The sequence below is a fragment of the Lysobacter gummosus genome (assembly GCF_001442805.1).
In the GTDB taxonomy this organism is placed as follows: Bacteria; Pseudomonadota; Gammaproteobacteria; order Xanthomonadales; family Xanthomonadaceae; genus Lysobacter; species Lysobacter gummosus.
This window is the reverse complement of sequence record NZ_CP011131.1, coordinates 4603513-4627820: the sequence shown is the minus strand read 5'-3', so window position 1 is coordinate 4627820 and position 24308 is coordinate 4603513. Positions and strand designations below refer to the sequence as shown.

Genomic DNA, 24308 nt, shown 5'->3' with positions numbered 1-24308 from the left:
GCTTAGCTGAGCCGTAATGGCAACTTCGAATGGGTTGTGCAACCTGAAGTTGACGGCGTTTCACGGGTGAGGCGTGAAACCTCCAGAGCCCGCTGCGCGCCAAATCCGTCGCTGCGCCGCCGCTCAATCCGGTCCCGGACCCGACCGGCCCGCCGAACTTGTAGCGTCCGACCCCCGACGCCGGAACCCCGACGCGACCCCCGAGCTTGCCGCGATCGGTCCAAGCGAACCTCTTCGCCCCGGCGCGGCCCGAAGCCCGCTCGCGTTTTCGATACAATACCGGGCCCTGCGTTGCACGGTTTCCCGGACATGATCGTCCTCGAGGGCCACTCGGCCCTGTCTTCGTTCCGCCGCGAGCGGCTCCAAGCCCGCCTGTCCGCCCTCCATTCCGATGTCCGCCTGCTCGATGCCTGGCCCGTGTACTGGGTCGAGCCCGAGCCCGGCGCCACGCCCGACGACGCAACGTTGCGCCGCATCCTGCAGGCCGAAGCCAGCGAAGCGGCGCGCGCAAGCGATGCCACCTCGCGCTATGTGACCCCGCGCCTGGGCACGCTCTCGCCCTGGGCCAGCAAGGCTACCGAGCTGCTGCGCGGCGCCGGCCAGCCGGTCAAGCGCGTGGAGCGCGGCACCCGCTACGACCTCAGCGGTTGGTCAGCCGATGCCGCCACCCAAGGCGCGCTGGCCAAGGTCCTGCATGACCCGATGACCCAGTCGCTGCTGCAAACGCGCGACGACGCGGCCGCATTGTTCGCGGTGCCGGCGCGCGGCGAACTCGAGCGCATCGCCCTGGAGCAGCTGGAAGCGGCCAACGGCCGCCTCGGCCTGGCCCTGGCCGAGGACGAAATCGCCTACCTGCGCGAGCGCTACGGCGCGCTCGGCCGAGCGCCGTCGGACGTCGAACTGATGATGTTCGCGCAGGCCAATTCCGAGCACTGCCGGCACAAGATCTTCAACGCATCCTGGACCCTCGACGGCCGCGACCAGCCGCAGTCGTTGTTCAAGATGATCAAGCACACTCACGCGCAGACGCCGGAAAACACCCTGTCGGCGTACAGCGACAACGCCGCGGTGGTGGAAGGCTATCCGACCCGGCGTTTCCGCCCGCAACCGGGCAGCCAGGCCTACACGGCCGAAGCGCAGACGCCGTCGGCGTTCTGCATCAAGGTCGAAACCCATAACCACCCGACCGCGATCGCTCCGTTTCCGGGCGCGAGCACCGGCAACGGCGGCGAAATCCGCGACGAAGGCGCGACCGGCCGTGGCGGCCGCCCGAAGGCCGGCCTGTGCGGTTTCAGCGTCTCGCACCTGCGCATTCCGACCCTGCCGCAGCCGTGGGAACGCCCGCGCGCGCTCAATCCGCGCATGGCGCCGGCCCTGGAAATCATGCTCGACGGCCCGATCGGCGCGGCCGCGTTCAACAACGAATTCGGCCGTCCGAACCTGGTCGGCTATTTCCGCAGTTTCGAACTGTCCGAAGGCGCGCTGACCCGCGCCTACGACAAGCCGATCATGCTGGCCGGCGGCCTGGGCGCGATCGACCGCATCCAGGTAGACAAACTCGGCCTGAAGCCCGGCCACGCGGTGATCGTGCTCGGCGGCCCGGCGATGCTGATCGGCCTGGGCGGCGGCGCGGCCAGTTCGGTCGCCTCTGGCGACAGCGCCGAAGCGCTGGATTTCGCCAGCGTGCAGCGCGACAACCCGGAGATGGAACGCCGCTGCCAGGAAGTGATCGACCGCTGCGTCGCGCTCGGCGCCGACAACCCGATCGACAGCGCCCACGACGTCGGCGCCGGCGGTTTGTCCAACGCCATTCCCGAACTGCTGCACGACTCCAACCTCGGCGGCGTGATCGATCTGGCGCAAGTGCCCAGCGACGATCCCTCGCTGTCGCCGATGCAGCTGTGGTGCAACGAATCGCAGGAACGCTACGTGCTCGGCCTGCCGGCCGATCGCGTGGCCGACTTCGCCGCGATCTGCGAACGCGAGCGCTGCCCGTTCGCGGTGGTCGGCTATGCGACGGCGGAAGAGCGTCTGGTGGTCGGCTACGGCGCCACGATCGAAAGCGTCTACGGCGAACAAGCCATCGCCAACCCCGATTGGCCGATCGATTTCCCGATGGACGTGCTGTTCGGCAAGCCGCCGAAGATGCACCGCGACGCCCGCCACCCGCCGCCGGCGCCGTGGCCGGCGCTGCAATGGGACGGGCTGGACCTGCACGACACCGGTTTGCGCGTGCTCGCGCATCCGACTGTCGCGGCGAAGAATTTCCTTGTCACCATCGGCGACCGCACCGTCGGCGGCCTGGTCGCGCGCGACCAGATGATCGGCCCGTGGCAACTGCCGCTGGCCGACTGCGCGATCACCTTGTCCGGTTTCGACGGCTTCGTCGGCGAAGCGATGGCGATCGGCGAACGCACCCCGATCGCGCTGCTCGACGCCGCCGCCGCCGCGCGCATGGCGGTCGGCGAAGCGATCACCAACCTGTGCGCGGCGCCGGTGGAATCGCTCAACCGCATCAAGCTGTCGGCGAACTGGATGGCCGCGGCCTCGCATCCGGGCGAAGACGCGCTGCTGTTCGACGCGGTGAAGGCAGTCGGCCTGGAGCTGTGCCCGGAGCTGGAGCTGAGCATCCCGGTCGGCAAGGATTCGCTGTCGATGCAGGCGCAGTGGGGCTCGGGCGACAGCGCGTCGAAGTCGGTGTCGCCGGTGTCGTTGATCGTCAGCGCGTTCGCGCCGGTGGTCGATGTGCGCCAACAACTTACCCCGCTGCTGTCGCGCGATCCCGATACCGAGTTGTGGCTGATCGGCCTGGGCGCCGGCAAGCAGCGCCTGGGCGGTTCGGTGCTGGCGCAGGTGCATCCCGATGCGGTCGAAAAACAGGCCGGCGACTCGCTGCCGGCCTTCGCCGGCGCGCCCGGCGACAGCAACCGCTTCGATGCCGGCGTGCCCGACCTCGACAGCCCGCAGCGCCTGCGCGATTTCTTCGAACTCATCCGCGATGCGCGCGAAGCCGGCCTGCTGCTGGCCTATCACGACCGCAGCGACGGCGGCGCCTTCGCCGCGCTGGCGGAAATGGCGTTCTGCTCGCGCCTGGGCGTGGACATCAGCCTCGACGGCTGGGGCGAAGATCCGTTCCGCACCTTGTTCAACGAAGAACTCGGCGCGATCGTGCAGATCCACAACGACGACCGCGCCGAATTCGCCGACCTGATCTCGCGCCACAACCTGATCGATTGCGCGCAGCGCATCGCCAAGCCGACCACGGCCGCGTCGGTGCGGGTGAAAGAGGACGGCAAGATTCTGGTCGAATGGCGCTGGGACGAATTGTTCGACGCCTGGTGGTCCACCAGCCACGCCTTGCAGAAGCTGCGCGACAACCCCGATTGCGCCGACGAAGAGCGCGCGATCGCGCGCGACTTCAACGCGCCGGGCCTGAAGCCCAAGCTCGGCTTCGATCCGGCGGACGATGTCGCCGCGCCGTTCGTCAACACCGGCGCGCGGCCCAAGGTCGCGATCCTGCGCGAGCAGGGCGTCAACGGCCAGATCGAAATGGCCGCCGCCTTCGACCGCGCCGGGTTCGAAGCCTTCGATGTACACATGAGCGACCTGATCAACGGCCGCTTCAAGCTGGACGACTTCAAGGGCTTCGCCGCCTGCGGCGGTTTCAGCTACGGCGACGTGCTCGGCGCGGGCCGCGGCTGGGCCACCAGCATCCTCGAACGCAGCGCGCTGCGCGATGCCTTCGCCGCGTTCTTCGCGCGCGAAGACAGTTTCTCGCTGGGCGTGTGCAACGGCTGCCAGATGCTGGCCCAGCTCAAGCCGATCGTCCCCGGCGCCGAGCATTGGCCGGTGTTCCTGCGCAATCGCAGCGAACAGTTCGAAGCGCGCCTGGGCCTGCTGGAAGTGGTCGAGTCGCCGTCGCTGTTCTTCCGCGGCATGGCCGGTTCGCGCATCCCGGTCGCGGTCGCCCACGGCGAGGGCCGGGCCAGCTTCGAAACAAACGGCATCGCCAGCGGCACCGATCAGGCTTCCGCCGACATCTCCCTGCGCTACATCGACGGCGACGGCCGCGTCGCCGACCGCTACCCGCTCAACCCCAACGGTTCGCCCGACGGCATCGCCGGCCTGACCAGCCGCGACGGCCGCGCCACCATCCTCATGCCGCACCCCGAGCGCACCCTGCGCAGCGCCAACTACAGCTGGGCGCCGAAGGACTGGGTCGAGGACTCGCCGTGGTTGCGGATGTTCCGCAATGCGCGGGTTTGGGTGGGGTGATCATGGGCGGTTGCGCCGGCCGGTCGGCCGGCCGCTGACGAAAGGGCGTCCGGTGGGCGCCCTTTTTTGTTGCATGCGTGATCCGTTCCGGTGGCGCCGCCGCTGAATCGGCGCCGATGGCTGAACCGCGGCCCCGCCGCGACAGGCCCGAGCGGCACGCGAACCGAGCGGCGGCGGAGTCAGAAATGTGACCATCCCTGCAGTCCGCGATGAATTGCCATCCGAATCCGATCTTGCGAGACCGCGCTCGCGCAAGCTCGTGTGGATTCGCCGATGCCGCCATCGTCTATGGAACCGAATCGATCCGCCGTGGTCTGGTAGAGACCGCGAACGAAACTGCTAAAGTCCAGGGTTCACGCGCAGGAGGGTGACGTGAACGCAGTAGCCACCACTATCGATCCGTCCGTCAACACCGCCGCGGCAAGCAGCGGCGACATCCAGTTGGCGGTAGACACGCGCATCGTCGATGCGCTGCTCGCCAAAGGCCGGCTCAAAGAGCCCGACCTGGCGCGCGCGCGGCGTTTGCAGGAGGAAACCGGCGGCAGTCTGCTGGCGCTGCTTTCGCGGCTGGGCCTGGTCTCCGAGCGCGATCACGCCGAGACCGTCGCCGCCGCGCTGGACCTGCCGCTGGTCAGCATCAAGGACGCGCCGGAGATGCCGCCGGAGGGCGTGGCGCTGACTCTGAAGTTCATGAAGCAGTTCGCGATCTGCCCGGTGGGCGAGGGCGACCGCCACGTCGAAGTGCTGATGGCCGATCCGCAGGACGCCTATCAGATGGACGCGCTGCGTTTGGCGACCCAGCGCGAGATCAAGCCCTATGTGGCGCTGCGCTCGGAGATCGGCGATCTGATCGAGCGCTGGCACGGCCAGGGCCGCAGCGCCATGGGCGCGATCGTCGAGACCGCCGAGGGCGAAGGCGCCGGCGATATGGACGATGTCGAGCATCTGCGCGACCTCGCCTCCGAAGCGCCGGTCATCCGCCTGGTGAATCTGGTGATCCAGCGCGCGGTCGAGCTGCGCGCCTCCGATATCCACATCGAACCGTTCGAAAACCGTTTGAAGGTGCGCTACCGCATCGACGGCGTGCTGACCGAGGGCGAAAGCCCGCCGGCCAACCTGACCGCGGCGGTGATCAGCCGCATCAAGATCATGGCCAAGCTCAACATCGCCGAGCGCCGCCTGCCGCAGGACGGCCGCATCATGCTGCGCGTGCAGGGCAAGGAACTCGACCTGCGCGTGAGCACGGTGCCGACCGCGCACGGCGAGTCGGTGGTGATGCGATTGCTCGATCGCGAAACGGTCGTGTTCGACTTCTACAAGCTCGGCTTCACGGACGAATTCCTGCCGCAGTTCCAGAAGGTGCTGGATCAGCCGCATGGGATCATGCTGGTGACCGGCCCGACCGGTTCGGGCAAGACCACCACGCTGTACACGGCGCTGAGCAAGCTCAACACCAGCGACGTCAAGATCATCACCGTCGAAGACCCGGTCGAATACCAGATCGAGGGCATCAACCAGATCCAGGCCAAGCCGCAGATCGGCCTGGACTTCGCCCACGCCCTGCGCTCGATCGTGCGCCAGGACCCGGACATCATCATGATCGGCGAAATGCGCGATCTGGAGACGTGCAAGATCGCGATCCAGTCGGCGCTCACCGGTCACCTGGTGTTGAGCACGCTGCACACCAACAACGCCGCCGGCGGCATCACCCGCCTGCTCGACATGGGCGTGGAAGACTACCTGCTGACCTCGACCATCAACGGCATCCTCGCCCAGCGCCTGGTGCGCAGGCTGGAGCCGACGCATGCGGAGAAATACCCCGCGTCGCCGGAAGAGATCGAGAAGTTCAACTTGCGCCGCTACCAGCCCGAGGGCGAGATCTATTTGTACCGGCCGCGTCCGTCGGCGCTGGCGCCCAGCGGGTATCACGGCCGCACCACGATCATGGAATTTCTGGTCATGAACGACGAGTTGCGCCGCGCGGTGATGCGTCATGCCGGCATGGGCGAGATCGAGCAGATCGCGCGCGAAACCGCGAACATGCGCACCATGTACGAGGACGGCATCGTCAAGGCGATGGCCGGGCTGACCACGATCGAGGAAGTGCTGCGGGTAACCGAGGATGCGTGAGCCCCGGCGGCCCGCGACGCCAGGCGCATGCGCGCCGCCGCGCCCGGACCTTGCGCGCGCGCGATGAAACATTCGACATGAAACAGGCCATGCACGGACGCAGATGGATGAAGTGGGCGGGCCCGGCCGCCGCGCTTGTGTCGTTGACCGGGTGCGAGGCGGCGATGGACCGCTGGTTTCCGCCGCAGCTCAAGCCCCCGCAGCTCGAACAACGCATTCGCACGCATATCTCCGAGCAGAAACTGCCGCCGCCGAAATCGGTGTCGTGCCCGCGCAAACTCACCTCCACGTCGGGCGATACGGTGCAGTGCGCGGTGGTCTCGGCCGCCGGCGATCGCTATCACTACCGATTCACCAGCGAACACCGCCAGGGCCGGCTGCTGCAATACGAATTGCGCGAGGTCCGCTCGTTCGTCACGGCCCGCGAATTGGAAGACACCATTGCGCAGACCCTGGCCAAGGGCGGTTCGGCCGCGGCCAAGGTCGTGTGCCCGGGTTCGCTGACCGGCCCGGTCGGCCGCCGCATGGACTGCGTGGCGACTTCGCCGTCGGGCGAGACCGAATCGGTCGGGCTGACGGTGGTCGAGGTGGGGGAGGACGTCTCGCAAATGCGTTATCAGATCACCACCCGCATCACCCGCGAGCGCTTGCAGGCCGGCTTGAAGGCGGCCTTGAACGAACGGGCGAAGCTGAGCGCGCAGTCGGTGCGATGCGACGGCCCGCTCGGCGAGCAGGTCGGCGACTTGGTGCGCTGTGTCGCAGTCGTCGATAGCGCGCGTCGCGTCGGCTTGACCGTGAAGACCGCGCAACGCGATCCTGAAACCCATATGCAGAACTTCGAATTTCAGCTCGATCCCGACAGCGCCCGCCACTGACGCCCTCCAACCGACCCAACGCCCAGCCGACCCCAGCGAATGCCCCTTTTCCACTACAAAGCCCTGAACGCGCGCGGCGAGCTGCTGGACGGCCAGATGGAGGCCGCGAGCAACGCCGAAGTCGTGCAGCGCCTGCAGGAACAAGGCCATCTGCCGGTCGAGGCCAAGCTGGCCTCGGAAGCGGGCGGGGCGTCGTCGTGGAAGGGCCTGTTCAAGCCCAAGCCGTTCACCGGCGCGCGGCTGGTGCAGTTCACCCAGCAGCTGTCGACCCTGCTCGGCGCCGGCCAGCCGCTGGATCGCGCCCTGACCATCCTGCTCGACCTGCCCGAGGACGAGGCGGCCAAGAGCACGGTCGCCGACATCCGCGATGCGGTGCGCGGCGGCACCTCGCTGTCGGTGGCGCTGGAGCGCCAGCACGGCACGTTCTCGCGTCTGTACATCAACATGGTCCGCGCCGGCGAGGCCGGCGGCAATCTGCACGAAACCCTGTCGCGCCTGGACGATTACCTGGAACGCAGCCGCTTGCTGCAGGGCAAGGTGATCAACGCCCTGATTTATCCGGCGATCCTGCTGTGCATGGTCGGCGCCAGCCTGATGTTCCTGCTGGGCTACGTGGTGCCGCAGTTCGGCGCGATGTACGAAAGCCTGGACGCCGAGCTGCCGATGTTCACCCAGGTCGTGCTGTGGGCGGGCATGTTCGTGCGCAATTGGTGGATCCTGCTGATCGCGGTGCCGGCGGTGGCGGTGCTGTGGTTCGACCGCAAGCGCCGCGATCCGGCATTCCGCGAGGCGCTCGACGCGTGGCTGCTGAAGCGCAAATTCGTCGGACCGTTGATCGGCAAGATCGAAACCGCGCGGCTGGCGCGCACCCTGGGCACGCTGGTGCGCAACGGCGTGCCGCTGATGACCGCCATCGGCATCGGCCGCAACGTGCTCAACAACCGCGTGCTGGCCGCCGACGTCGATGCCGCCGCCGAAGAGGTCAAGAACGGCGTGGCGCTGTCCACCGCGCTGTCCAAGGGCAAGCGCTTCCCGCGCCTGGCCATGCAGATGATCCAGGTCGGCGAGGAATCCGGCGCGCTCGACGCGATGCTGATGAAGACCGCCGAGACCTTCGAGCAGGACACCGCGATGGCGTTGGACCGCATGCTCGCCGCGCTGGTGCCGGTGGTGACCGTGGTCCTGGCCGGCATCGTCGGCACGGTGGTGATGGCGGTGCTGTTGCCGCTGTACGACCTCACTAACTCGATCGGTTGATCATGATCGAACCGCGCCCGCATCCCTTCGCCGCGAAGAACCTCCAGCCCCGGCCGCATCGCGACGCCGCGACGGGCGGCCCGCGCCGGGCCTGTCCGGTATTTACCGCTCCGCGCCGCAGCCTTGCGCCTGTTCATCCAGCGGCCTTGAACGCCCGCTGTACCGACTCGCGCGCACGGCGGGTTTCAGCGAACTTTGGCAATCGGTGCGGAACAGAATCCTTGCAACCCCGTTTCTGCCCGCCGAACGTTGAGGCTTCGGCATGGCCGGCCGCGCCATGCCCCGCCGAAGCCGCGCCCCATCTCAGCATCAACCTGTAACCCACTTTCTACGGATGACGACGACGATGCGTAACCTCCGCTCCAAGACCCGCTCCCCGTCCCCCCGCCACCAGCGCGGCATGAGCCTGATCGAGATCATCATCGTGATCGTGTTGATCGGCGCGGTGCTCGCCTTCGTCGGCAACCGCGTGCTCGGCGGCAAGGATCGCGGCGACTACAACCTGGCCAAGGGCCAGGTGCAGACGCTGGCCGGCAAGATCGACTCGTTCCAGATGGACACCGGCCGCCTGCCGGGCACGCTGGAAGAACTGGTCAAGCAGCCGGCCGACGCCAGCGGCTGGCTCGGCCCGTATGCGAAGGAAGTCGAGCTCAAGGATCCGTGGGGCCATCCGATCGAATACCGCCAGCCGGGCGAGAGCGGTCCCTACGACCTGGTCAGCTACGGCAAGGACGGCAAGGCCGGCGGCAGCAGCGTGGACGGCGATATCAAGAACAACTGAGGCCGGCGGTAAACACGCCAGGCAGATCAGGCCCCAGCGAGGTCGGTAATCGATGATGCGTTCGCGGCACAGTCCCTCCGCCCGAGGAGGGCGAGGAGATCAGGCCGCGACGCAGCCTGGGCCCGCGCGCGCGCGCGTCCGCCAGCGCGGCATGTCTTTGCTGGAGATGCTGCTGGTGATCGCCCTGATCGCCGCCATCGGCGTGCTGACCGTGGCCGCCTTGACCGGCGGCATCGCCGGCATGCAATTGCGCTCGGCGTCGAAGGAAATCGCCGCGCAACTACGCTACACGCGCAGTCAGGCGATCGCGACCGGACGCTCGCAGAAATTCACCCTCGATCCCGGCGCCCACACCTGGACCGCGCCCAACGGCCGCAGCGGCAGCATTCCCAAGTCGATCGGGCTGATCTTCACCGGCGCGCGCGAAGTGCAACCGCGCCGCGGCGAAGGCGCGATCATGTTTTTCTCCGACGGCGCCTCCACCGGCGGCCGGGTCAAGCTCAGCGCGAAGCAGGCGGCGTGGAACGTCGATGTCGCCTGGCTGACCGGCGAGGTCAAGCTCAAGCGCGGCGAGGCGCCGCGATGAGCGCGCCAGGCACGACACCGGCGCCGTCGCGGCGCCGCCTCGGCGCGCTGCGGCGCGCACCGTCCTCGCGCGAGCGCGGCTACACGCTGCTGGAAGTCATCGTCGCCTTCGCTCTGCTGGCGATGGCGCTGACCTTGTTGCTCGGCACCTTGTCGGGTGCGGCCAAGCAGGTGCGCTGGTCCAGCGACGCCGGCCGCGCCGCCTTGTATGCGCAATCGCTGATGGATCAGGTCGGCGTCGGCCAGGCGCTCAAGCCGGGCCAGCGCAGCGGCGATTTCGAGAACGGCCGTTACCGCTGGACGCTGGGCATCACCCAGTGGCGCGATTCGCTGCCGGCCTCCAACCAGCCCATCGACCCCAACGCCATGCGCCTGTTCGAAGTGCAGTTGGCGGTGGAGTGGGGCGACGGCGGCCCGAGCCGGCGCTTGTTCCTGCGCACTTTGCGCAGCAGCACGGCGTCGAACGAGGTGTCGCTGTGAGTCGCGCGATGGCGATGCGCAGCGTGAAAAAACGTGTCGCGACGAACCGCGGCCGCGTGCTGCGTGCAATTCCGCGCGCGGCGCGCGGCTTCACCCTGATCGAAGTGCTGCTGGCGATGGTGTTGCTGGTCGCCGGGCTGGCCCTGGCCTTCGCGACGCTGACCGCGGCGACCAAGACCGCTTCGCGCGGCGAGCTGTTGGCCCAACGCAGCGAACGCGAGCGCGCGGTCGAAGGCTTCCTGCGCAAGCGCATCGCCGCGACCCGGCCGATCCCGTTCGCTTTCGACCAGAGCACGGCGGTGCCGCAGCGCTTCGTCGGCGAGCCCGATCGCCTGCGTTTCGTCGCCGACCTTCCGGATTACCTGGGCCAGGGCGGCCCGTATCTGCACGATTTCGCCATCGAGAACGACGGCGACCAGACGCGGATGGTGCTGTCGCTGTCGATGGTGCTGGCCGGCGAGACCATCAAGGACGAACGCGAGCGGCCGCCGGAATTGCTGGTCGAAGGCTTGAAGTCGGCGCGTTTTCGTTATCGCGCGATCGACCCGCAGCGCGGCGGGCTCGGCGACTGGCAGGAACGCTGGCAGCAGCCCGATCAACTGCCGCTGTTCGTGGAGGTCACCCTGACCGATCGCGACGGCCGCAACTGGCCGCCGCTGGTGGTGTCGCTGCCGTTGGCCAGCGCGTCCTCCAACGGCTTCGTGCCGGAGCTGTGATGCGCGCGCATTCCACTCCCGTCGCCATGATTCGCCCGCGTCCGCGCAGCCGCGCACGCGGCGCGGCCTTGCTGCTTGTGATGTGGCTGATCGCGCTGCTGACGGCGCTGATCGGCGCCTTTTCGCTCACTGCGCGCACCGAAAACCTGCAGGGCCGGGTCATGGTCCGCGGCCTGGTCGCGCAGAACGCGGCGCGCGCCGGCATGGAGTATTCGCTGACGCGGGTGGCGATGACCGACCAGAAACTGCAGTGGCAGCCCGATGGCCGCCCGCATCGCTGGCGTTATGCCGATGCGCAGCTGGAGATCAAGATCGTCGATGAGAACGGCAAGATCGACCTCAACCAGGCCGACGCCACGCTGCTGACCGCGCTGCTGCAGGGCGCGGGCAAGATGGAGCAGTCCGAAGCGGCGCGACTGGCTGGCGCCATCATCGACTGGCGCGACGCCGATACGCTGACCCAGCCCTCCGGCGGCGCGGAAGATGCCGATTATTCGTCGGCCTCGCGGCCCTACGGCGCCAAGGATGCGGAGTTCGAAAGCGTGGCCGAACTGGAACAGGTGCTGGGCTTCACCCCCGAGCTGTATGCGCGGATCGCGCCCCACGTCACGGTTTACAGCGGCCGCACCCGGCCGGAACAGGCGTTCGCATCAAAGGAAGTGCTGGATGCTATGGGGTTGAACGGAAGCCAGCTGGTACAACAGCGGGAAAGAAACCAGCCGGGATCACAATTGCCGGGTGCCGACGGCAGCGGCGGCGTCGGCGGTCTCGTCGGCGAACGCAGCGGCACCTATAGTATCGACAGCCGTGCACGGCTAGCGGATGGCCGTGAATCGGTTTTGCGGGTGGTCGTGCGAGCGGGAGGGGGGGCAGTTCCAGGATTGCCGTACACCCCGCTACGTTGGGAGGAGGGAGCTTCATCACGATGAACTCGCAGGTTGCCGAAGGCCGGTTGGGTAACAACCGGTTGAGAAGTCTGAGCGCGCGGCTTGCACCCGGGGCGGGCGGCTTTTTCTCATGGTGGGGACGAACCCTCGCCTCATGGTTGCCGCTGCGCGCGCGCCAGGCGCTGGGCGTGGATCGCGGCCGCTTGTTGCTGCAGGTCGATGGCGATCAGGTTCATCTGCGCCTGCAACAGGGCCTGGAGGTCCGCGATCTGGCGGTGCTGCCCAGCCTGGCCGACTTGAACGTCGCGGGCGACGCGGTCGTCGCCGACCCGCTGGCGCCGTTGCTGCCGCCTCGCGTGGCTGAATTGCCGCGCTGGCTGTTGCTGCCGCCTGCCGCCAGTCTGCGCAGGCGTCTGACGTTGCCTGCCGCGGCGGCCGATCGGCTGCGCGACGTGGTCGGTTTCGAGATCGATCGCCAGACCCCATTCACCGCCGACGCGGTCGCCTTCGACGCGCGCGTGATCGGGCGCCGCGACAGCGACGGCCAGCTCGACGCCGAACTGGTGGCGGTGCCGCGCCAGTCGCTGGACCCGCAGCTCAGCGCGATCGGCCCGCTGGCCTCGACCCTGGCCGGCATCGAAGTCGCCGGTGGCGACGGCGTGCCGCTGGGCGTGAACCTGCTGCCGCCGGCCCAGCGCCGCACCCGCAGCGATCCGTTCCGCTTCTGGAACCTGGCCCTGGCCGCGGTCGCGGTGTTCGCGCTGGCCGCGGCGATGTGGCAGGTACTCGACAACCGCCGCGAAGCGATCGTGACCCTCAAGCAGACCATCGCCAAGAACGCCAGCGCCGCGCGCCAGGCCGCGACCCAGCGCCAGCAGATGGTCGATCTGATCGAAGGCCAGGCCTTCCTCGACCGCACCCGCGCCGCGCGTCCGAGCACGGTGGAAATCATCGACGAACTCAGCCGGCGCATGCCCGACAGCACTTACCTGGAAAAACTCGCGATCGAGGACGAAAGCCTGCTCATGATCGGTCTCAGCCGCGAGGCTTCGTCGCTGATCGGCAAGCTGCAGGGCACCAAGCTGTGGCGCTCGCCGGCGTTGACCGGCGCGGTCCAGCCCGACCCGGCCACCAGCCGCGACCGCTTCACCCTCACCGCCGAAATCGGCCCGCCCAAGGCGCAGACCCCGGAGGCCGCGCGTGGCCCCTAATCTGTCCGGCTTGCGCAACCTCGCCGCTGATCGCGAACGCTGGCTCGCGCTGGGCCTGCTGCTTGCCGCGCTCGGCATCGCTTACGCCGTGCTGATCCACCCGTGGTGGACGGTGCCGATGCTGGAGGCCGGCGACAACCTTCACGACCTGCAAGAGCGCGAACTGCGCCAGCGCATGGAGCTCAAGCAGGCGCCGCAGATCAAGCAGCGCCTGGAGCAGGTGCGCAAGCAGCAGGAAACCCGCCCCGGCTTCCTGCCCGAAACCACCGCCGAACTGGCCACGGCCGGATTGGTTCAGCGCCTGGAAACCGTGGTGCTGCAGGCCAGCCCCGGCAACCGCAGCTGCGGCATCGTCAACCGTTCGCCGCTGGCCGAGCCGCGCCGCGACCGCTACGCCCGCGTCGTGGTGCAGGTGCGCCTGCGCTGCGGCGCGCCGGAAACCGCGGCGGTGCTGCATTCGCTGGAAAGCGGCTCGCCGCGCCTGTTCGTCGGCAATCTCAACCTGCTGTCCACGCGCGGCTATTTCGTGCCCGGCACCGCCGGACCGGCCAACGACGGCGGCCTGGACGTGAGCTTCGACCTGTACGGCTACCTGCGTCCGGGCCCGGCTCCGGCCGCGGCGCCCGCCGCCCCTGCCGCGGGAGCCGCCAATGCGCCTTAACGATGCCAGCCCGCGTACCTGGCTGCTGGCCACCGTGGCCGGCTGGGCGCTGCTGACCTGGGTGCTGGCGCTGGCCGGCATGGGCCGCAGCGTCGATGCGCTGCCGGAAGACCCCAGCCTGGTCAAACCGCTGCCGCAGGTGCGCAAGAACCCGACCGACACCCTCGGCCCGCTCACCCAGTACAGTGAAATCGCCTCGCGCCCGCTGTTCGTCGACGACCGCCGGCCCAAGCCGTTCTTCATGCAGGGCAAGGGCGAGGGCGAGAACCAGGCGGCCGCGTTCGATTACCTGCTGACCAGCGTGATCCTGACTCCGCAGCTGTCGATGGCCTTCCTGCAACCGGCCGACGGCAGCGAGTCGGTGCGGGTCAAGCTGGGCGAGGTGCCCGAATCGCATCCGGCCTGGCGCCTGACCTCGCTGCAGCCGCGCCATGCCGTGTTCGAGGGGCCCGAAGGCCGGCGCGAACTCGACCTGCGCGTGTTCAACGGCCAGGGCGGCGAGCCGCCGACCGCGTCCACCTCGGCACCGCCCGGCGCGGCGGGCCCGCAGCCGGTCGGGCGTCCGATCCCGCCGATCCCGCCGCCGCCGATGCCCAACCGCTCGCCGCAGGTCTCGCAGGTGCCGCCACCGCCCACGCCGCAACCGCAACCCGCATCAACCGAAGCATCCGCGCCGCTCACCGAGCAGGCGCAGATGGAAGCCATCCGCAAGCGGATCGAGGCGCGTCGCGCGCAACTGCGGCAGCAACAAGCCGCTCAACCCCCGGCCAACACGCCGTAGAGTGAACGCATGAAGCTACGTCCCCAGCAATACGCCACCCATGCACTGGCCGCGGCGATCATCGCCTCGCAATTGGCCTCGTGCGCCAGCGTGATGTCGCCACGCGTCCAGCGCAACGGCGACCCGCAGGCCCTGAAGGGGTCCAAGGAAGAACAGGCCGGCGCGCGGCTCATCCACAACGGCGTCGAACAAAAGCCGCTGGAGGGCACCAGCGATGAGGACGGTCCCAAGGCGCAGATCCGCCGCGGCACCGGCCAGACCATCAACCGCGGCGCCGCGGTCAAGCCGCCGCCGGGGTTGCCGGTCACCACCGGCACCGCTTCGTTCAATTTCGAAGGCGAGTCCGTGCACGCGGTGGTCAAGGCCATCCTCGGCGACATGCTCGGGCAGAACTACGTGATCGCGCCGGGCGTGCAGGGCACCGTCACCCTGGCCACGCCCAAGCAGGTCAGCGCGGCCGAAGCGCTGAACCTGCTCGAGATGGTGCTGAGCTGGAACAACGCCCGCCTGGTCTACAGCGGCGGGCGCTACAACATCGTGCCGGCCGATCAGGCGCTGCCGGGCAACGTCGCCCCGCGCACCGGTTCGGCCGCGGACGCGCGCGGCTTCGAAGTGCGCACGGTGCCGCTGAAGTTCATCTCGGCCACTGAGATGGAGAAGATCCTCAAGCCGTACGCGCGTCCCAACGCGATCGTCAACGTCGATAACTCGCGCAACGTCGTCACCGTCGGCGGCACTCGCGCCGAACTCGAAAACTATCTGCGCACGATCGAAGTGTTCGACGTGGACTGGCTGTCGGGCATGTCGGTCGGCGTGTTCCCGCTGCAGTCGGGCAAGGCGAGCAAGGTCGTGGCCGACCTGGAAAAAGTGTTCGGCGAACAGAGCAAGTCGCCGGTCTCGGGCATGTTCCGCTTCATGCCGCTGGACGGCGCCAACGCGGTGATGGTGATCACTCCGCAGGCCGACTATCTGGACGACATCAAGGATTGGCTGGATCGCATCGACAGCGCCGGCGACAACGTCCAGCTGTATACGCAGGAACTCAAGTACATCAAGGCCAAGGATCTGGCCGATCGATTGTCGGAAGTGTTCGGCGGCCGCAGCGGCAGCTCGGGCGGCGGCGACGGCGCGCCTTCGTTGATGCCGGGATTGGAATCGACCGAAGTGCGCGACGATGGTTCGGGTACATCCAGCGCCGACATCGGCAAGAACAGCGGCGACAGCGGCTCAAGCGGCAGCAGCGGCGGCGGGCTCGGCAACGGCGCTTCACTGGGTTCGCGTCAATCCGGCAACGGCGCGGTGACGCTGGAAATCGACGGCAGCAAGGTCGGTGTGGCCGCGGTCGAGGAAACCAATTCGATCCTGGTTCGCAGCAGCCCGCAGGCGTGGAAGTCGATCCGCAACGTGATCGAAAAACTCGACGTGATGCCGATGCAGGTGCATATCGAGGCGCAGGTGGCCGAGGTCCAGCTCGGCGGCGACCTGAGCTACGGCGTGCAGTGGTTCCTGGATCGCGCGACCATCGACAACGGCTTGGGCAATCTGGCTTCGCGCAATCCCGATCGCACCCCGACCGGCATTCCGCCGAAATGGAGCACGCTCGCCGGCAGCATCGGCGGCAAGAGCGGCGACGGCCTGTCGTGGTCGTTGATCAAGAACAACGCTGCGGCGATCCTGACCGCGCTGGATTCTGTCACCGACGTGCACATCTTGCAGACGCCGTCGGTATTCGTGCGTAATAACGCCGAGGCCACGCTTAACGTCGGCACGCGCATTCCGATCGAATCGGTGTCGGTCAACACCGGCACCGGCAACAGCAACACCTACAGTCAGGTGCAGTACCTCGACACCGGCGTGATCCTAAAGGTGCGTCCGCGCGTCAGCCGCGACGGCATGGTGTTCATGGACATCGTGCAGGAGGTCAGCTCGGCGGTGCCGCGCGCGCAGGGCGATACATCCACCAACGTCTCGATCAACACTCGCAAGCTCAAGACCGAGGCGGCCGTGCAGAGCGGCGAGACGGTGATGCTGGCGGGCTTGATCAACGACACGACCAATCGCACCTCGACTGGCTTGCCGGGCCTGAGCCGCATCCCGGTACTCGGCGGCCTGTTCGGCAAGCAGGGTTCGAGTACCCAGCGGCGCGAGACCATCATCCTGCTGACGCCGACCCTGGTGCGCAACCCGCAGGAATCGCGTGACCTGACCGACGAATACAGCCGCCGGTTCCGAGCGATGGAACCGCTCAACTCCAAGAAAAAGAAGTAAAGCCCCTCACGCTGCGACGCGATCGGGGCGACCACGCACGGGGCCGGCATTGCCGGCCTCGTTTTTTTGCGGAGAGCCGTCTTTCCTGTCTTCCTCTTTGAAAAAGGGGCCGGGGGATTTGCTTTGCCAGCAGATCGCCGCGCCCCGCGGCGAAGAGCCAAATCCCCCGGCGCCTGCGGTGGATCCAGGCTTCGCGCTCTCGCCGGCGCCAGCCCCCTTTTTCAAAGGGAGCGAATTGCCGCGCGCTGACGTCCGCGAGGATCGGCGCCTTTGCTGTTCCCCCCCTTTGAAAAAGGGGGCACGGGGGATTCGCCTTTACCAGCAGATCGCCGCGCCCCGCGGCAAAGAGCCAAATCCCCCGGCGCCTGCGGTCGCTCCAGGCCTCGTGATCTCGCCGGCGCCAGCCCCCTTTTTCAAAGGGGGCGAATTGACGCGCAGCTGTCCGCGAGGATCGGCGCCTTTGCTGTTCCCCCCTTTGAAAAAGGGGGGGCAGGGGGGATTCGCTTTTACCAGCACATCGCCACGCCACGCCCCGCGGCAAAGAGCCAAATCCCCCAGCAACTGCAATCGATCCAGGCTTCGCGCTCTCGCAGGCGCCAGCCCCCTTTTTCAAAGGGGGCGAATTGACGCGCAGTTGTCCGCGAGGATCGGCGCCTTTGCTGTTCCCCCCTTTGAAAAAGGGGGGCAGGGGGGATTCGCTTTTACCAGCACATCGCCACGCCCCGCGGCAAAGAGCCAAATCCTCCAGCAACTGCAATCGATCCAGGCTTCGCGCTCTCGCAGGCGCCCGCCCCCTTTTTCAAAGGGGCGAATCGACGGCGCGCGCTGCCCCGCCTTTGCCGCGCCGTCCCGGTGACGCCGCCATCACCCGTACCCGCCCGCGATCGCGCACACTATGCGCGTCCCTTACGAACGCGCAGATGCCCGAACGTCCGCACCCGCCCTCGTTCCGCTTCGCCGCGCCGCCGATCGCGCGCGGCCCGGCCCGGGTCGCGCGTGGAGCGCCGACCCGATGAGCGAACTGCCCATCATCGTGGTCCCGGTCGGCGTCGACGACGACGCCCTCGACGCCTGCCTCGCCGCGCTGGAGTTGTGCACGCCGCCGGGCGCGCGGGTGTGGCTGGCCGACGATGCCCAGGCTGGGCCGCGCGGTTACGCCATCATCGAACGCTGGCTGCAGCGCACCGCGCTCAAGGCCGACTACAGCCGCCGCCAGCGCAGCATCGGCGAGGTCGCGCACCTGGACGAAATCTTGAATGTCTGCGGTGACGCCGACGTCGCCGTGCTCGCGGCCGACGCCGTGCCGGCGCCGGGCTGGCTGTCGCGCCTGCACGCCTGCTTCACCGCCGACGGCGCCATTGCCTCGGCCACGCCCTGGTGCAACGCCGGCGAAGCCGCGTCGTGGCCGCGCATCGGCGAAATCGAGCCGCCGCCCGACGCCAGCGATGCCGAACGCCTGGCGCGCGCGCTGGCGCAAATGCCGGCCGTGCATCCCGAACTGCCGGCCGCGATCGGCCACGCCGTGCTCCTGCGCGGCAGCGCGCGCCGCCGCGCCGGCGGCCTCGACGCGGCCAGTTACGGCTCGTGGTACGCGGCCCTGACCGATCTGTCGCTGCGCCTGTCCGGGCTGGGATGGCGCAACGTCCTGTGCGATACCGCCTTCGTCGCCCGCGCCGGCGAAGGCCGGCCCAGCGACGGCGACATGGACGCGCTGGCCGCGCGCTGGCCCGACTGGCACGCCCGCCTGGCCAACTTCCTCATGCACGACCCCCTGCGCGATCTGCGCCAACAACTCGCCGAACGCCTGGAACGCGTCGGCCCACCGGACATGCAACGTGATCTCTTCCTCTGACCAACCGATGAGGCCGCCCGCCCAGGGCCCGGCCTTCAAAGCCGTGGTGGTCAGCTACCGCAGCGCCGCTACCATCGACGAATGCCTGGAGCGGCTGCGCGCCTGCGACGGCGTCGTCGCGATCCGCGTGGTCGACAACCAGTCCGACGACGGCACCCTCGACATCATCCAGCGCCACGCCTCGCTCGATCCGCGACTGCGCTTCATCGCCAACCCGGACAACCCCGGCTTCTCGGTCGGCTGCAATCAGGGCGCCGCCGATCTGGAGCCGGCGCCGGAGGAAGACGACTGGCTGGCCTTCGTCAATCCCGACTGCATGGTCGAGCCCGACACGCTGCGACGCCTGCACGCGCTGGCCGCGCCGCTGGGGCAGGTGCTGATCAGCGCCGACCTGGTCAACGAACAAGGCGAACGCGACGCCGCGGTGCGCCGCCGCGATCCGGATTTCGGCGCGATGCTGGCCGGCATCGCGCGGCCGTGGGCGGCGCCGAAAATGGCCGTGGCGCCGGACGACACGCAGGCGCTGCAGGTGGTGGAAGCGACCTCGGGCGCGCTGATGCTGATGCCGCGCCATCTGTTCGCGCGCATCGGCGGATTCGACGAAGACTACCGCCTGCACGCGGAAGACCTGGACCTGTGCCGGCGCGTGCGCGAAGCCGGCGGCACCATCGCGGTGGCCAACGCCGTGCGAGTCATGCATGTGCGCGGCGTGTCCAGCCGCTCGCGGCCGTTCTTCGTGGAATGGAACAAGCATCGCGGCCTGTGGCGTTATTTCCGCAAATTCGAAGCGCCGCGGCGCGGCGCGCTGGTGCGCGCGGGTGTGTTCGCGGCGATCTGGCTGCGGTTTCCGATTGCGGCCTTGCGCGCGGCGCTGCGTTGAGGTCTTTTGCAGGAGGGGCTTCAGCCCCGATGCTTTTCTTTCAGATGAGTCGGTCGCTCGACTTCGCAGTCGCGCGCGATCGGACCGGAAAACATCGGGGCTGAAGCCCCTCCCACAAAAGAATCCACAAACGAATCCACAAAAGATCCCGGCGCCCGTCAAAGCTCCATCAGATCGCGCCCGATCACCAACTCACCCTTGAAATGCGGCGCCACCGCCGCCCGCCACACCTCGTCGGTCAAGGCAGGATCGCCGCCGGGCACGAAGTGATTGAGCACCAGCGTCTTCACTCCCGCTTCGCTGGCGAGCTTGCCGACCTGCTCGGTCGTCGTATGACTGTCGAGCAAATGCTGCCGCAACCGCGCCGCCTGCGCCTCGCTGGCGATCAGCTTCTCCAGCGCCGGCAGATACATCACCTCGTGCACCAGCACGTCGGCGCCGCGCGCCAGTTCGATCAGGGCCGCGCTGGGCCGGGTGTCGCCGGAAAACACGATCGAGCGATCCGGCGTGTCGAAGCGATACGCGAACGCCGGATGCATCGGCGGATGATCGACCAACGCCGCGGTAACCCGCACGCGTTCGTCGCGCATCACCTCGCCGCCGGCGCGCAACTCGTGCGGGCGGATCAGCGAGGCCAGCTCGGGCCGGCCTTCGTCGGCGATACGGGTGCGGATGTCGGTGTCGTTGAGGCGCAGGAACTGCCGGGTCATGCGCTTGAGCGGCGGCGGACCCCAGGTATCGACGCGATGGCGCAGATCCGCCGCCCAGGCCAGCCACAGCAGATTGCCGTAGTCGGCGTTGTGGTCGGAGTGATGATGGGTGAGGAACACGTTGCCGATCGCGCCCAGCGACAAGCCGGCCAGGGCCATCTGCCGGGCCACGCCGTTGCCGCAGTCGATGAGGTAGATCGCATCGTCCACCACCACCGCGCTGGCCGGAGCCGCGCGCAGCGCCTTGGGCGTCGGCCCGCCCGCGGTGCCGAGCAGGATCAGCCGCGTGCGTGCGCCCGGTTTCGAGACGGGTGTCGCGTCCGCCGCGGCGAGCGCGGGCAGGGCGCTCAGGCCCAGCGCGGCGACTGAGGCGCCGAGCAGGCGGCGGCGTGTGCGATCGGTGAATCGGTCCATGGCCGCTAGCCTAACCCGCGATCCGGATGCGTGAAGGTTGTGAATGCACCTGTCCACGGGGCGACCCGTATAGTCGGCCGACACGGGCCCGCGGGCCGACCACAAGGAACCGGTCATGTCCTTCTTCAGCAAGCTGTTCGGCGGCCGGCCCGAGGGACGGCCGCTGGAGCATCCGATGGATCTGCACGCCTTCGCCGACCGCTACGCGGCGTTGCTGCGCGAGGCCTGGCCGCAGGCGCGGCTGGCGATCACGCACGGCGCGCGGGTCGCGGACACGCGCATCGAGTGGTCGTTGCCGGACGGCTTCAAGGCCACGAATTTTCTCGGCAACAGTTACCAGCGTTATCTCGACGCGCCGCAGCGGTTGAGCGAGGTGCTTAGCGATCAACTGGCGTCGGCGCAGGCGATGCAGCGCAGTTTCGTCGATGGCGACAGCGACGAGGCCGGCCGCGCCAACGCGGTGATCCTGCCGGTGCTCAAGACCCGCGGCTGGCACGAGATCGCATTGCAGCAGGCGCGCTCGATCGGCGCCGGCGCGCAGATTCCCTTCATCGTCGAACCGCTGGCCGGCGATCTGGTGCTGACCTATGTCGAAGACACGCCCGAGTCGATGAGCTTCCTGTCGCCGACCGAAGCCGAGCGCCGCGGCCTGGGCCGCGAAGCGCTGCACGCGCAAGCGCTGAACAACCTGACCAAATTCCTGCCGGAACTGCAGATCCAGGGCGGTGAAGGCCGCTTTGTGGCGCGTCTGGACCGCAACTACGACGCCAGCATGGTGCTGTTGTTCGATCGTTGGCGCGAACGCATCGACGTGCAGGGCGATCCGGTGTTCGCGATCGCCGCGCGCGATGAGGTGATGGTTTGCGGCAGCGACGATGCGGAGAGCCTGGCGTCGCTGAAGGACATCGCCGCACAGATCGAACAATCTTCGGCCTACAACCTGTCGCGGGCGCTGTACGTGTTCCGCGAAGACCGCCTGCAGGTGCTGGCCGATTGAGGCGGCGCCAGCGCCGCGGTCAGCCGGTGCGCGGTTCGACCGCGGCGATCAGCGCTTCCAGCTCGGCCTGCTCCTGCGCCGTGCACGGCTCGATGAAATGCAGATCCGGGCCGTAGGCCAAGTCGAACTTCGCATTCACGCGTTTTCCGCGCCAGCGGCATAAGAAGAAATCCGCTTCGGGGACAAGACCTTCGCCGAGCAGTTCGACCTCGCCGCGCGCGAACAGTACGCGCAGCGCGGCGGCCACCTCGTGGTTGTCCATGTGCAGGAACGAGTGGCTCACGCGCGGGCCGCGCTCAGCGATAGCGGTTGATCTGATCGCGCAGCGACTTCGCGGCAATGGCGGCGGCCTGCGCGTAATCCTCGCCGGCGGAGGCGTACAGGATCGCACGCGAGCTGCTGACCATCAGGCCGGTGCCGTCGGCGGTCTTGGCGTTGCCGACCACCGCTTCGACATCGCCGCCCTGGGCGCCGACGCCGGGCACCAGGAACGGCACGTCGCCGACGATCGCGCGCACTTCGCGCAGTTGCGAAGGCCAGGTCGCGCCGACCACCAGCGAGCAGTTGCCGTTGCCGTTCCAGTCGCGCGCGACTTTTTCCGCGACGTGCTGATACAGCGGGCGGCCATCGACGAGCAGGTCCTGCAGATCGCCGGCGCCGGGATTGGAAGTGCGGCACAGCACCACCACGCCGCGGTCGGCGCGGTCGAGAAACGGCTGCACCGAATCGCGGCCCAGATACGGGTTGGCGGTGACCGCGTCGGCGCCGTAGCGGTCGAAGGCCTCGCTCACGTAGTGCTGCGCGGTGCTGCCGATGTCGCCGCGCTTGCTGTCCAGGATCACCGGGATGCCGGGATGTTTGGCGTGCACGTACTCGATCAGGCGGGTGAGCGCGTCTTCGGCGCGCAGCGCGGCGAAGTGGGCGATCTGCGGCTTGAACGCGCAGGCGTATTCGGCGGTGGCGTCGATGATGTCGCGATTGAAGGCGAACACCGCGTCGCCGTCGGCGGCGAACCTGGCCGGGAATTTCGCCGGCTCCGGGTCCAGGCCGACGCAGACCAGGGTGTCGGCGCTGTGCCAGCGCTGCCGCAACGACTGCATGAAACTCATATCGCGAATCCTTGTTGGGCCGGCGGCATCGGTCGCCGCGGCTTGAAGAAAAAATCCGGCCGGAAAACCACCGCGCCGCCGTGCTCCCGCGAATCCCGAATCCCGGCCTTCAAGTGACGATGATCGGCTCGCCCGAAGTCACCACCACCGTGTGTTCGAACTGCGCGGCGAAACCGCGGCGGCAGCGCATCGCCCAGCCGTCGGCGCCTTCGTCGGTCTGGGTGCAATGGGTGGCCAGGAACGGTTCGACCGTGATCACCATGCCTTCGTGCAGGCGGCGGGTGTCGCGCGGATCGTAGTAGCCGGGGATGTTGCCCGGCGCTTCGTGCAGGGCGCGGCCGACGCCGTGGCTGCCGAGGTTGCGGATCACGCGCAGGCCGCGCTTGGCGGCGACGCCTTCGACGGTGCGGCCGATGCTGTTGATCAGGTTGCCGGCGCGCAGTTGCGCGATCGCGGTGTCGCGCGCTTCCAAGGTCGCGTCGAGCAGTTTCTGCTGGGTGGCGTTGGGCGCGCCGATGACGAAACTGCCGCCGGTGTCGGCGAAGTAGCCGTCGAGTTCGGCCGAGACGTCGATATTGATCAGGTCGCCCTCGTGCAGCACGGTCGCATCGGGAATGCCGTGTGCGGCGATGGCGTTGATGCTGATGCAGGTCGCGCCGGGGAAATCGTAGGTCAGCTGCGGCGCCGAGCGCGCGCCGGCCTCGCGCAGCATCGCCGCGCCGATGGCGTCGAGATCGCGCGAGACCGCGCCGGGGACGGCGGCTTCGCGCATGGTCGTCAGGATCGACGCCACCAGCGAGCCGGCGCGGCGCAGGCCTTCGAGTTCGAATGCGTGCAGGACGGTCATGGGGTCATCCTCGGGTTCGGCGCGGGGGTGTGTGCATGATCGCGCAATGCGCGTGTTCCGGGCGTGCGGGCGTTCACGTCAGGGCGCGGATCAGCAGCGCCAGCGCCACGCTGGCGATGGTGCTGACCGCGGCGATGATCGCGCTGTCCTTGAAGCTGGTGCGCAGCGCCAGCATGAACGCTGCGATGAACGAGCCGAGCAGGATCGCCAGTACCACGAAGGCGCCGGTGCCCTGGAACTGGGTAATGCCGGTGGACGCGCCGAAACTGAGCAGGCCGAAGATCACCAGCACCGGCAGGATCGCTGCGTAGATCACCGCCCAGGCGGCTTCGCCGTAGCTCACCGCGCAACCGACCAGCTTGTCGGCGCTGATCCGTACCGTCGCGGTGGTGACGGCGAACCAGACGCCGAGTTTCAACGCCGCTTCCGGCGCGAACGCCAGCAAGGCGATGAAGGCGAGGATCGGCAGAAGGATCGGCATGGCGGTACGACTCGGCGGGAATTGCGAATGGCATGGTTGCGGTCGGCGCCGCGCGTGAAGATCGCGACGCCGGGTGCGCAGAACGAATCGGGCCGCGTCGATCGACGCGGC

21 protein-coding genes are annotated in these 24308 nt (G+C 68.4%); 16 read left to right on the top strand and 5 right to left on the bottom strand.

The features are described 5' to 3' along the window. Positions 1-309 precede the first annotated feature (309 nt). The 15 genes from purL (at position 310) to LG3211_RS18680 (ending at position 19639) form a co-directional block, all read left to right on the top strand. Positions 310-4275, top strand: coding sequence for a phosphoribosylformylglycinamidine synthase (purL, locus tag LG3211_RS18750; RefSeq protein ID WP_057944155.1), 3966 nt, complete (start codon positions 310-312; stop codon positions 4273-4275). A 393-nt stretch (positions 4276-4668) separates the two neighbouring features. Next, entirely contained in the window at positions 4669-6405 is a 1737-nt protein-coding gene (gene gspE, locus LG3211_RS18745) for a type II secretion system ATPase GspE (RefSeq protein ID WP_148649220.1), read from the top strand. A gap of 89 nt (positions 6406-6494) precedes the next feature. After that, positions 6495-7280 (top strand): DUF4333 domain-containing protein, encoded by a 786-nt coding sequence (locus LG3211_RS18740; protein WP_187313052.1) that lies wholly within the window; start codon positions 6495-6497, stop codon positions 7278-7280. A 39-nt stretch (positions 7281-7319) separates the two neighbouring features. Further along, on the top strand, positions 7320-8537 hold the full coding sequence (xpsF, locus tag LG3211_RS18735) for a type II secretion system protein XpsF (protein ID WP_057944153.1): 1218 nt from the start codon (positions 7320-7322) through the stop codon (positions 8535-8537). A 346-nt stretch (positions 8538-8883) separates the two neighbouring features. Then, on the top strand, positions 8884-9318 hold the full coding sequence (gspG, locus tag LG3211_RS18730; protein WP_057944152.1) for a type II secretion system major pseudopilin GspG: 435 nt from the start codon (positions 8884-8886) through the stop codon (positions 9316-9318). Positions 9319-9469: 151 nt separating this feature from the next. After that, positions 9470-9904, top strand: a complete 435-nt coding sequence (gene xpsH / locus LG3211_RS18725; RefSeq protein ID WP_148649010.1) for a type II secretion system protein XpsH — start codon at positions 9470-9472, stop codon at positions 9902-9904. Beyond that, positions 9901-10383: a type II secretion system protein XpsI gene (gene xpsI / locus LG3211_RS18720; RefSeq protein WP_083512656.1), complete on the top strand. Its 483-nt coding sequence runs from the start codon at positions 9901-9903 to the stop codon at positions 10381-10383. The genes xpsH and xpsI overlap by 4 nt, the downstream gene beginning before the upstream one ends. A gap of 68 nt (positions 10384-10451) precedes the next feature. Further along, the gene (locus LG3211_RS18715) at positions 10452-11099 is read left to right on the top strand and encodes a prepilin-type N-terminal cleavage/methylation domain-containing protein (RefSeq protein WP_057945588.1); all 648 of its coding nucleotides are present in this window, start codon (positions 10452-10454) and stop codon (positions 11097-11099) included. Beyond that, a complete protein-coding gene (locus LG3211_RS18710; protein WP_057944150.1) occupies positions 11099-12028 on the top strand; it encodes a type II secretion system minor pseudopilin in 930 nt (309 codons plus the stop codon). The genes LG3211_RS18715 and LG3211_RS18710 overlap by 1 nt, the downstream gene beginning before the upstream one ends. Further along, entirely contained in the window at positions 12025-13197 is a 1173-nt protein-coding gene (locus tag LG3211_RS18705; RefSeq protein ID WP_083512655.1) for a PilN domain-containing protein, read from the top strand. Before LG3211_RS18710 ends, LG3211_RS18705 begins: the two co-directional genes overlap by 4 nt. After that, entirely contained in the window at positions 13187-13858 is a 672-nt protein-coding gene (gspM, locus tag LG3211_RS18700; RefSeq protein WP_235113805.1) for a type II secretion system protein GspM, read from the top strand. Before LG3211_RS18705 ends, gspM begins: the two co-directional genes overlap by 11 nt. Beyond that, positions 13848-14639, top strand: a complete 792-nt coding sequence (locus LG3211_RS18695) for a hypothetical protein (protein WP_057944149.1) — start codon at positions 13848-13850, stop codon at positions 14637-14639. Before gspM ends, LG3211_RS18695 begins: the two co-directional genes overlap by 11 nt. Positions 14640-14648: 9 nt before the next feature. Further along, positions 14649-16907 carry a type II secretion system secretin GspD gene (gene gspD, locus LG3211_RS18690; RefSeq protein ID WP_057944148.1) on the top strand — a complete coding sequence of 753 codons (2259 nt, stop codon included), beginning with the start codon at positions 14649-14651 and terminating at the stop codon, positions 16905-16907. A gap of 1012 nt (positions 16908-17919) precedes the next feature. Beyond that, on the top strand, positions 17920-18759 hold the full coding sequence (locus tag LG3211_RS18685; protein ID WP_057944147.1) for a glycosyltransferase: 840 nt from the start codon (positions 17920-17922) through the stop codon (positions 18757-18759). 7 nt (positions 18760-18766) lie between these two features. Next, complete coding sequence (locus LG3211_RS18680; RefSeq protein ID WP_057944146.1) at positions 18767-19639, top strand: glycosyltransferase family 2 protein; 873 nt, start codon at positions 18767-18769, stop codon at positions 19637-19639. 158 nt (positions 19640-19797) lie between these two features. On the opposite strand, the gene LG3211_RS18675 is transcribed toward LG3211_RS18680, so the two are convergent. Continuing rightward, on the bottom strand, positions 19798-20763 hold the full coding sequence (locus LG3211_RS18675; RefSeq protein WP_057944145.1) for an MBL fold metallo-hydrolase: 966 nt from the start codon (positions 20761-20763) through the stop codon (positions 19798-19800). Between the two features lie 115 nt (positions 20764-20878). Here LG3211_RS18675 and LG3211_RS18670 point away from each other — a divergent pair, with 115 nt between their 5' ends. Next, on the top strand, positions 20879-21760 hold the full coding sequence (locus LG3211_RS18670; RefSeq protein WP_057944144.1) for a DUF1444 domain-containing protein: 882 nt from the start codon (positions 20879-20881) through the stop codon (positions 21758-21760). A gap of 19 nt (positions 21761-21779) precedes the next feature. Here the strand turns inward: LG3211_RS18670 and LG3211_RS18665 are convergent, their stop codons facing one another. From LG3211_RS18665 to LG3211_RS18650, 4 genes are all read right to left on the bottom strand, one after another. Further along, positions 21780-22043 (bottom strand): hypothetical protein, encoded by a 264-nt coding sequence (locus LG3211_RS18665; protein WP_057944143.1) that lies wholly within the window; start codon positions 22041-22043, stop codon positions 21780-21782. Between the two features lie 13 nt (positions 22044-22056). Next, positions 22057-22869: an orotidine-5'-phosphate decarboxylase gene (gene pyrF, locus LG3211_RS18660; protein WP_057944142.1), complete on the bottom strand. Its 813-nt coding sequence runs from the start codon at positions 22867-22869 to the stop codon at positions 22057-22059. A gap of 109 nt (positions 22870-22978) precedes the next feature. Continuing rightward, complete coding sequence (map, locus tag LG3211_RS18655; protein ID WP_057944141.1) at positions 22979-23716, bottom strand: type I methionyl aminopeptidase; 738 nt, start codon at positions 23714-23716, stop codon at positions 22979-22981. Between the two features lie 73 nt (positions 23717-23789). After that, complete coding sequence (locus LG3211_RS18650) at positions 23790-24197, bottom strand: hypothetical protein (RefSeq protein WP_057944140.1); 408 nt, start codon at positions 24195-24197, stop codon at positions 23790-23792. Between the last annotated feature and the right edge of the window lie 111 nt (positions 24198-24308).

What these genes read in the sequence shown, in the direction of transcription:
- pyrF (WP_057944142.1), bottom strand. Translation starts at nt 22,869, where the DNA reads ATGAGTTTCATGCAGTCGTTGCGGCAGCGCTGGCACAGCGCCGACACC.
- LG3211_RS18650 (WP_057944140.1), bottom strand. Translation starts at nt 24,197, where the DNA reads ATGCCGATCCTTCTGCCGATCCTCGCCTTCATCGCCTTGCTGGCGTTC.
- LG3211_RS18705 (WP_083512655.1), top strand. Translation starts at nt 12,025, where the DNA reads ATGAACTCGCAGGTTGCCGAAGGCCGGTTGGGTAACAACCGGTTGAGA.
- LG3211_RS18670 (WP_057944144.1), top strand. Translation starts at nt 20,879, where the DNA reads ATGTCCTTCTTCAGCAAGCTGTTCGGCGGCCGGCCCGAGGGACGGCCG.
- LG3211_RS18675 (WP_057944145.1), bottom strand. Translation starts at nt 20,763, where the DNA reads ATGGACCGATTCACCGATCGCACACGCCGCCGCCTGCTCGGCGCCTCA.
- xpsF (WP_057944153.1), top strand. Translation starts at nt 7,320, where the DNA reads ATGCCCCTTTTCCACTACAAAGCCCTGAACGCGCGCGGCGAGCTGCTG.
- LG3211_RS18680 (WP_057944146.1), top strand. Translation starts at nt 18,767, where the DNA reads ATGAGGCCGCCCGCCCAGGGCCCGGCCTTCAAAGCCGTGGTGGTCAGC.
- LG3211_RS18685 (WP_057944147.1), top strand. Translation starts at nt 17,920, where the DNA reads ATGAGCGAACTGCCCATCATCGTGGTCCCGGTCGGCGTCGACGACGAC.
- map (WP_057944141.1), bottom strand. Translation starts at nt 23,716, where the DNA reads ATGACCGTCCTGCACGCATTCGAACTCGAAGGCCTGCGCCGCGCCGGC.
- gspD (WP_057944148.1), top strand. Translation starts at nt 14,649, where the DNA reads ATGAAGCTACGTCCCCAGCAATACGCCACCCATGCACTGGCCGCGGCG.
- xpsH (WP_148649010.1), top strand. Translation starts at nt 9,470, where the DNA reads ATGTCTTTGCTGGAGATGCTGCTGGTGATCGCCCTGATCGCCGCCATC.
- LG3211_RS18710 (WP_057944150.1), top strand. Translation starts at nt 11,099, where the DNA reads ATGCGCGCGCATTCCACTCCCGTCGCCATGATTCGCCCGCGTCCGCGC.
- purL (WP_057944155.1), top strand. Translation starts at nt 310, where the DNA reads ATGATCGTCCTCGAGGGCCACTCGGCCCTGTCTTCGTTCCGCCGCGAG.
- xpsI (WP_083512656.1), top strand. Translation starts at nt 9,901, where the DNA reads ATGAGCGCGCCAGGCACGACACCGGCGCCGTCGCGGCGCCGCCTCGGC.
- LG3211_RS18740 (WP_187313052.1), top strand. Translation starts at nt 6,495, where the DNA reads ATGCACGGACGCAGATGGATGAAGTGGGCGGGCCCGGCCGCCGCGCTT.
- LG3211_RS18695 (WP_057944149.1), top strand. Translation starts at nt 13,848, where the DNA reads ATGCGCCTTAACGATGCCAGCCCGCGTACCTGGCTGCTGGCCACCGTG.
- gspG (WP_057944152.1), top strand. Translation starts at nt 8,884, where the DNA reads ATGCGTAACCTCCGCTCCAAGACCCGCTCCCCGTCCCCCCGCCACCAG.